Genomic DNA, 7,505 nt, shown 5'->3' on the forward strand with positions numbered 1-7,505 from the left:
AGGCGGCCCCGCCGGCCGCCTCCCGGCCGCCGACGCCGTACCAGAATGCCGTCCATGACCGCGACCAGCAGCCGCCCCGGCGCACCCGAACCCACCGCACCCGTCGCCGCCCCGCCCGTCGTGGTGCTCGGCGAGTGCGTCGCCGACGCCTTCACCGTGCCCCCGCCCGGCGGCGGGGAGCGGCCCTCCGCCCCCTCGATCGGGCTGGAGGTCCTGCCGGGGGGCGGCCCCGCCAACACCGCCGTGGCCCTCGCCCGGCTCGGCACCCCCACCCGCTTCCTGGGCAGACTGTCGGGGGACGTCTTCGGCCGGCTCTTCCGCGAGCACCTGGCCGACTCCGGCGCGGACCTCGGCGCGGTGGTCGAGGCGGCCGAACCCAGCACCCTGGCCGTCGCCGACCTCGACGCCGACGGTCGCGCCGAGTACTCCTTCCACACCGAGGGCACCGCCGACTGGCAGTGGACGGACGGCGAGCTGGAGCGGGCCGCGGCCGGCCCCGCGGCCTGCCTGCACACCGGGTCGCTGGCGCTGGTGCGGCCGCCGGGCGGGGAGGCGGTGGAGCGGCTGCTGGAGAGGGTGCGTGGGCGGGCCACCGTCTCCGTCGACCCCAACGTCCGGCCGCTGCTGGTGGAACCGGCCGTCTACCGCGACCGGCTGCCGCGCTGGTGCGCCGCGGCCGACATCCTGCGGCTGTCCGACGACGACCTCGGCCACCTCCTGCCCGGCACCGGCGTGGAGGAGGCCGCCGGGATCCTCCACGGCCACGGCGCGTCCCTGGTCGTCGTCACGCTCGGGGCGGAGGGCGCGTACGCCTCGCTGGAGGGCGCGGGCGGCACGGGGCGCGTATGGCTGAGGGTGCCGGCCGAGCCCTGCGCGGTGGTGGACACCGTCGGCGCGGGCGACGCCTTCACGGGCGGCCTCCTGCACCGTCTCCACACCGCCGGAGCCCTCGGAGGACGGCTGGACGGGCTGACCGCGGACGTACTGGAGCAGGCCCTGGCCACCGGCGCGGCCGTCGCCGCCGCCACCTGCGCGGTGCGGGGCGCCGGCCCGCCCCGGGCGTACCGGACGGGCCGTCACACGCGAAGGTGAGCGCCCCACCGGCCGGTACCGGGACCCTCGGCCCGGCGGTATCGCGGGCGCCGCCGAGTGGGAGGCCGCAGGGAGGACCTCTTCCCCCGGTCGGTGCCCCCGTGCCCGCCCCGGAGCAGGTGGCCGGCGCCCGGGGGATCTTCGCCTCCCGCGGCCTGTACGAGGTGTGAGCCCGGTGGCCGGCGCGCACCCGTACCGGTGCGCGAACCGGTGCGCGAACCGCGTGGCCCACGGGGAAACCGGCAGGCCACCCCCGGGCCACCCCGTGGGTCACGGTGCGGGCCGCGATCACCGGGCCGGATACGTTAGGGGGGTGCAACCGGCCCCCTCCTCCCCGAAGCAGCCCTGGAACCCGCTGCGCAGGGCGCGCGCCCTGTACCGCAACGTCCCCAAGCGGAAGCTCGCGTGGCTGCTGCTGAAGGACACCGTCAACTCCGCCATGGAGTACCGGATCCTGGGGCTGGCCGCCGAGGCGGCCTTCTTCACCCTGCTGTCGCTGCCGCCGCTGCTGCTGGGCCTGATCGGTCTGCTCGGTTATCTCGACGCCTGGATCGGCACCGACACCATCGACAGCGTCCGCGCCAACATCCTGAACGCCTCCGGCACCGTCCTGTCCGACCGGGGCGTCAGCCAGATCGCCGAGCCGCTGATCGACGACGTGATCGAGGGTGGACGGCCCGACGTGATCTCCGTCGGCTTCGCGCTGGCGCTGTGGTCCGGTTCGCGCACGATGAACGTCTTCATAGACACCATCACCGTCATGTACGGCCTCGACGGCCACCGCGGCATCGTCGCCACCCGGCTGCTGGCCTTCGGGCTGTACCTGGTCGCGCTGCCGCTGGGCGCGGTCGCCCTGCCGCTGCTGATCGTCGGGCCGGACGCGGTGGTCGGCTGGGTGCCGCAGCTGGAGCCGCTGGTCGAGATCTTCTACTGGCCGGTGGTGGTGGTCGTCTCCGTCGCCTTCCTCACCACGCTCTACCACGTCTCGGTACCGGTCCGCTCGCCCTGGGTGGAGGACGTCCCCGGCGCGCTGGTCGCCCTGCTGATGTGGATCGCCGGCAGCCTCCTGCTGCGCCTGTACCTCACGCGCACGGTGGACGGGCCGACGCTGTACGGTTCGCTGGCCGCGCCCGTGGCCGTACTGCTGTGGATCGGCGTCTCGGCCTTCGCGGTTCTGGTCGGCGCGGCCGTCAACGCCGCCATCGACCACGTGTGGCCCTCGGTGACCACCGCCGCCGCCCGCCGCGCCAGCGAACGGGCCCGCGAACAGGCCGCCGCCGAGGTCGTCGCCGCGGCCGCGGCGCGGCGCGCGATGCGCGGGGCGGAGAGCGGAGACGGGGACGAAGGCGGGGCCCCCGAGCCGCCCGCGGAGTTCCCCGAGCGCTGGACGAAGTTCCTGCCGCCCTCCGACATACGCTCCCGGCTGCGCTCCCGCCGTCAGTGGTCCCGGCGCGCGCCGGCGGCGCCGGGCCGGATCACCCCTTCCCGCGTCCGCCGCTCTGCTTGCCTCCCTTCCTGCCGACGGCCAGGAGTGCCACGCCGAGGAGGAGGACGACTCCTCCGGTGATCACGTTGGTGAGGACCGTCCTGGTGGTGGACACGTCGCCGGTCACCAGCCAGGGGGAGATGACCGTCCAGGCGCCGAGTACACACACGGACATGCTCAGGCCGTACGCCCGCTCGAAGGCGACCGCGAGGGTCAGCCCGATCACGGCGAGCGCGATGCCGGTGATGAAGTTGTTGATGGTCAGCGCATTGAGCTGGCTGAATCCCACGATCCATGGCGAGGCCAGCAGGAAGACGCCGCCCAGCACGGTCAGCGCCTCCATCCCCTGCGCCGTCGGCGACGCCGAGGCCTCCGCGTAGCGTGCACGCATCCCGACGAGGTCAGGGTGTTCCTCGATGCGTGACGTCGGTGTGGCCATCTGAGCCACCTCCTCTAGGACATTTTCACCCTTATGCTCCAATTTTCCACCACATGGTCGCGTATGTCTCCCTGTGGGGCGCTTTTCTCCCCATGGCCCGTAAGGTTCCCCCGGACGGGTGAGGACGGCCGGGAAAACCGGTAGCGCGGGAGCCGCCCGTCGTCCTAGGGTCGGCGGCGCGAGGGCCCGGAAGGCCCGGAAGGCCCGGAGGGGCCCGGGCGACACGGCCCCGGAAAGCCGTCGACGATCCGGAAACAGGAGGTGGGGTCCATGGCCGCCGACAGCGCCGCCGCGGGAGCAGCCCGCGGCAACGAGTCAGTCCGTTCCACCTCCGCGGCCTCCGGCTGACCTCACCCGGCCCGCTCACGGGCCGCCGCTCGGGGCCGCCCTTCCCGAAAGGGCCTCCGCGTTGAGTCCTCTCGACGTACCCGCACACCCGGAACACCCCGACCACTCCGACCACTCCGCGCACCCGCTCGCCCGATACGGCTGGGACGAGCCCACCGCCGAGGCCTTCGCCCCCTACGGGCGCCAGGGTCTGACCCCCGCCCGTGTGGTCCGCGTGGACCGCGGGCGGTGCGACACCGTCACCGCCGACGGTCCCGTACGGGCCGACACCACGGCCGTCACCTCCCCGGACCCGCTGCTCACCGTCTGCACCGGCGACTGGGCCGCCCTCGAACCCGGCGGGCGCCGGACGCCGTGGACGGTCCGTGCCCTGCTGCCCCGGCGTACCGCCTTCGTGCGCTCCACCTCCTCCAAGCGCTCCGAGGGACAGGTGCTGGCCGCCAACGTCGACCATGCCGTCGTCGCCGTCTCGCTGGCCGTCCCGCTCGACCCCGGAAGACTGGAGCGCTTCCTCGCGCTGGCCTGGGAGAGCGGGGCCCAGCCGCTGGTGGCCCTCACCAAGACCGACCTGGCCCCGGACGCCGCCCACGCAGCCGCCGACGCCGGGGCCGCAGCGCCCGGCGTGAGGGTGCTGCCCGTCAGCGCGGTCACCGGTGAGGGCCTGGACGTACTCGCCGCCGTGCTCGGCGGCGGCACCGCCGTCGTGCTCGGACAGTCCGGGGCGGGCAAGTCCACCTTGGTGAACGCGATGGTCGGGCAGGATGTGCTGGAGGTGCGCGAGATCCGCGCGAGCGACGGCAAGGGCCGGCACACCACGACCACCCGCGAACTGTTCGCGCTGCCCGGGGGCGGAGTCGTCATCGACACCCCGGGACTGCGCGGCGTCGGGCTGTGGGACGCCGAGGAGGGGGTCGACCGGGTCTTCGCGGACATCGGGGAGCTGGCGCGCGCCTGCCGCTTCCACGACTGCGCGCACACCACCGAGCCGGGCTGCGCCGTCCTCGCCGCGGTCGACGCCGGCACTCTGCCGTCGCGCAGGCTGGACAGTTACCGCAAGCTGCTGCGCGAGAACCAGTACCTCGCGGCCCGCAGCGATGCCCGGCTGCGGGCGGAGCTGCGGCGCGACTGGAAGCGGAAGCAGGCGTTGGGCCGCCACATGGCGGAGCGCAAACGCGGCCCGCGCTGACCTGCTCCGGCCCGAGCCGACCCGCACGGGCGGGCACGGGGCGCCGCGGCCCGGTACCGCTCGGTGCTCGGCGAGCCGGAGACGGACGAGCCGCGCCGGGTGGGCGACCTGGACTTCCGGGCGCTGCGCTGGCCGGTGCCGCTCTGGCCGGATCTGCGCCTGAAGGTACTGATCGCGCCGGGCGGCGCGGTGTGGAACGAATGGCTGGTGCGCGCTCCGGGAAGACCCGGCCCCGGGCTGCGCACGGTGGAGGACCTGCTGCCGTGGACGTGCACGGTGGACGAGGTCGCCCGCGCCTTCGCGCCCGCCCGCCCGATGGAAGGCTCGGCGCCCACCCGGTGGCGACTGGCCTTCACCGCCCCGGACCGGGCGGGAAAGCGGCACGAGGTGATCGCGGAGTTCACCTGGGGGCTGCTCCAGCGACTCCCGTGACGCCGGCGGCCGCCGGCGCGCCCCGGCCCGGCGGCGCCAGGCGCAGCCCCGCCTCGACCAGGAACCAGCCGACCCGGCGGCGCACCGGTGTGCGGCCCGCCGCCGGCGCTCCCGGGCGGTGCCGCGCGCGGTCTCCTCCTCGACGAACCCGTGCGCGGCCAGTCGCCGCAGGTGATAGCCGGTCGCCCCGCTGGACTCGGCCGGCCGGCCGGACGTGAGGCCGTCGCGGGGCCGTACCCGCGCGGCGCGCCGAGGATGCGGATGCGCAGGGGGTGGGTCAGGGCGCGCGGTGAGCGCGGGCCGAGGGTGTGGACGGTGTGCTGGGGGTCGGCCATGCGGCGCCCCTGAAGCTTGCGGGGATTCCTTTGCGAGCGGTTCTTTGCGGGACTTTCCTTGCCGCCGGTTCCGCGCATGCCCGGCCCGGACCGGCACCACCGCGTCCGATATCCGCCAGTGGCGGACGGCCGCGCGGCGCACACTGGATCGCGTGATGGACGACGAGGCCAGGTACGAGGCGGTCCGCGGCCGCGACGAGCGGTTCGACGGAGTCTTCTTCACCGGTGTGCTGACCACCGGCATCTACTGCCGCCCCAGCTGTCCGGCGGTCACCCCAAGGCGGGGGAACGTGCGCTTCTTCCCCTCGGCCGCCGCCGCTCAGCGGGCGGGCCTGCGGGCGTGCCGCCGCTGCCGGCCCGACGCCGTGCCGGGGTCGGCCGAGTGGAACGCGCGGGCCGACCTCACCGGCCGCGCGATGCGGATGATCGCCGACGGCGTCGTGGACCGCGAGGGCGTCGAAGGGCTCGCCCGCCGGCTGGGCTACAGCGCCCGCCAGATACACCGCCGGCTCACCGCCGATCTCGGCGCCGGTCCCGTCGCCCTGGCCCGCGCCCAGCGGACGCACACCGCCAGGGTGCTGCTGCAGACCACCGCGCTGCCGGTCACCGAGATCGCCTTCGCCTCCGGTTTCGCCAGCGTGCGGCAGTTCAACGACACGATCCGCGAGGCCCACGCCTGCACCCCGCGCGAGCTGCGAGCCCGCAGCCGCGACAGGGCCGCCGTCCGGGCCCGGGAGGCGGCCGAGGGCGGGGGAGTGGCGCTGCGGCTGGCCCACCGGGGCCCGTACGCCGCCGCGGAGATCTTCGGCTTCCTCCAGCGGCGGGCCGTCCCCGGCGTCGAGGAGGTCACCGGGGAGGCCGGCGCACGCACCTACCGGCGCACCCTCGCCCTGCCCCACGGCCACGGCGTCGCCGAGGTCCGCGAGAGGGCCGGCGGCGGGTGCGGCGGCTGGCTGCGGTGCCGGCTGCACCTGACCGACCTGCGGGACCTGACCACCGCCGTGCAGCGGATGCGGCGGCTGTTCGACCTGGACGCCGATCCGTACGCCGTCGCCGACCGCCTGGGCCGCGACCCGCTGCTCGGCCCCCTGGTCCGGGGGCTGCCGGGGCTGCGCTCGCCGGGCGCGTCCGACCCGCACGAGGCGGCGGTGCGCGCCGTTCTGGGCCAGCAGGTCACCGTGGGCGCGGCCCGTACGCTGACGGGCGCGCTCGTGGCGGCGTACGGCAAGCCGATGCCGGCCCCCGACGGCAGCCTCACCCACCTCTTCCCCGACCCCGGGACCCTCGCCGGGGCGCCCCTGGACGAACTGCGCATGCCCGGCTCCCGCCGCCGGGCGGTGCGTGCCGTCGCCGCCGCCCTCGCCGACGGCGCCCTCGTCCTCGACCCCGGCGCCGACCGGGACGAGGCCGAGCGGATCCTGCTCGCCCTGCCCGGCATCGGCCCGTGGACGGCCGGCTACGTCCGGATGCGCGCACTGGGCGACCCCGACGTCCTCCTGACCGGCGACGCGGGAGTGCGGCACGGGCTGGAGCGGATCGGGGCCCGCGCGCGGGACGCCGAACGCTGGCGGCCCTGGCGCTCCTACGCCCTGCACCACCTGTGGAACGCCACCCTCGCCCCGTCCCTGCCCCCGACCGAGACCGCGGAGAAGCGATGACCACCCTCTACACCACCTGCCCCAGCCCGCTGGGTGAACTGCTGATCGCCGGACCCGAGCCCGGCGTACCGGCATCGGTCAGCGTGCCCGGACAGAAGGGCGGTGCCCTGGTGCTGCCCGGCTGGCGGCGCGACGACGCGGCCTTCGCCGACATGGTGCGGCAGTTCGGCGCCTACTTCGCCGGTGAGCTGAAGGAGTTCGACTTCACCCCGGCCACCGGGGGGTCGCAGTTCCGCGAGCGGGTCTGGGCCGCGCTGGACGGCATCCCGTACGGCGCCACCGTCACCTACGGCGAACTGGCTGCCATGGCGGGTCTGGAGCCGCGCTCGGTGCGGGCCGTCGGGGGAGCGGTCGGAGCCAACCCGCTGATGGTGGTGCGCCCCTGCCACCGCGTCATCGGCGCGAGCGGATCGCTGACGGGGTACGCGGGCGGGCTGGAGCGCAAGAAGCTGCTGCTCACCCTCGAAGGGGCGCTGTGAGGGCACGGTGAACCGGCCGCCACGCCGCGGCCGGTGGACACCGGCCGCGG

Annotated in this window: 6 protein-coding genes and 1 pseudogene; 6 read left to right on the plus strand and 1 reads right to left on the minus strand. The window is 75.6% G+C overall.

The annotated features are described in order from the left end of the window. Positions 1-54: 54 nt before the first annotated feature. Positions 55-1,092, plus strand: a complete 1,038-nt coding sequence (locus LJ221_RS11250) for a carbohydrate kinase (RefSeq protein WP_241715890.1) — start codon at positions 55-57, stop codon at positions 1,090-1,092. 313 nt (positions 1,093-1,405) lie between these two features. Further along, positions 1,406-2,659: a YihY/virulence factor BrkB family protein gene (locus LJ221_RS11255; protein ID WP_241715892.1), complete on the plus strand. Its 1,254-nt coding sequence runs from the start codon at positions 1,406-1,408 to the stop codon at positions 2,657-2,659. Here LJ221_RS11255 and LJ221_RS11260 read toward each other — a convergent pair. Then, positions 2,568-3,017 (minus strand): SPW repeat protein, encoded by a 450-nt coding sequence (locus LJ221_RS11260; RefSeq protein ID WP_241715894.1) that lies wholly within the window; start codon positions 3,015-3,017, stop codon positions 2,568-2,570. The genes LJ221_RS11255 and LJ221_RS11260 overlap by 92 nt on opposite strands. A gap of 409 nt (positions 3,018-3,426) precedes the next feature. Between LJ221_RS11260 and rsgA the strand changes: the two genes are divergently transcribed. The 4 genes and pseudogenes from rsgA to LJ221_RS11285 all read left to right on the plus strand — a co-directional run bounded on the left by rsgA (position 3,427) and on the right by LJ221_RS11285 (position 7,455). After that, on the plus strand, positions 3,427-4,551 hold the full coding sequence (rsgA, locus tag LJ221_RS11265) for a ribosome small subunit-dependent GTPase A (RefSeq protein WP_241715896.1): 1,125 nt from the start codon (positions 3,427-3,429) through the stop codon (positions 4,549-4,551). Between the two features lie 30 nt (positions 4,552-4,581). Beyond that, positions 4,582-4,983: pseudogene (locus tag LJ221_RS11270) on the plus strand (hypothetical protein); the annotation flags it as partial. A 490-nt stretch (positions 4,984-5,473) separates the two neighbouring features. After that, on the plus strand, positions 5,474-6,976 hold the full coding sequence (locus LJ221_RS11280; protein ID WP_247719914.1) for an AlkA N-terminal domain-containing protein: 1,503 nt from the start codon (positions 5,474-5,476) through the stop codon (positions 6,974-6,976). Further along, on the plus strand, positions 6,973-7,455 hold the full coding sequence (locus LJ221_RS11285) for a methylated-DNA--[protein]-cysteine S-methyltransferase (protein WP_241715900.1): 483 nt from the start codon (positions 6,973-6,975) through the stop codon (positions 7,453-7,455). Before LJ221_RS11280 ends, LJ221_RS11285 begins: the two co-directional genes overlap by 4 nt. Positions 7,456-7,505 lie beyond the last annotated feature (50 nt).

It is taken from the genome of Streptomyces sp. CNQ085 (genome assembly GCF_022614595.1).
GTDB lineage: Bacteria > Actinomycetota > Actinomycetes > Streptomycetales > Streptomycetaceae > Streptomyces.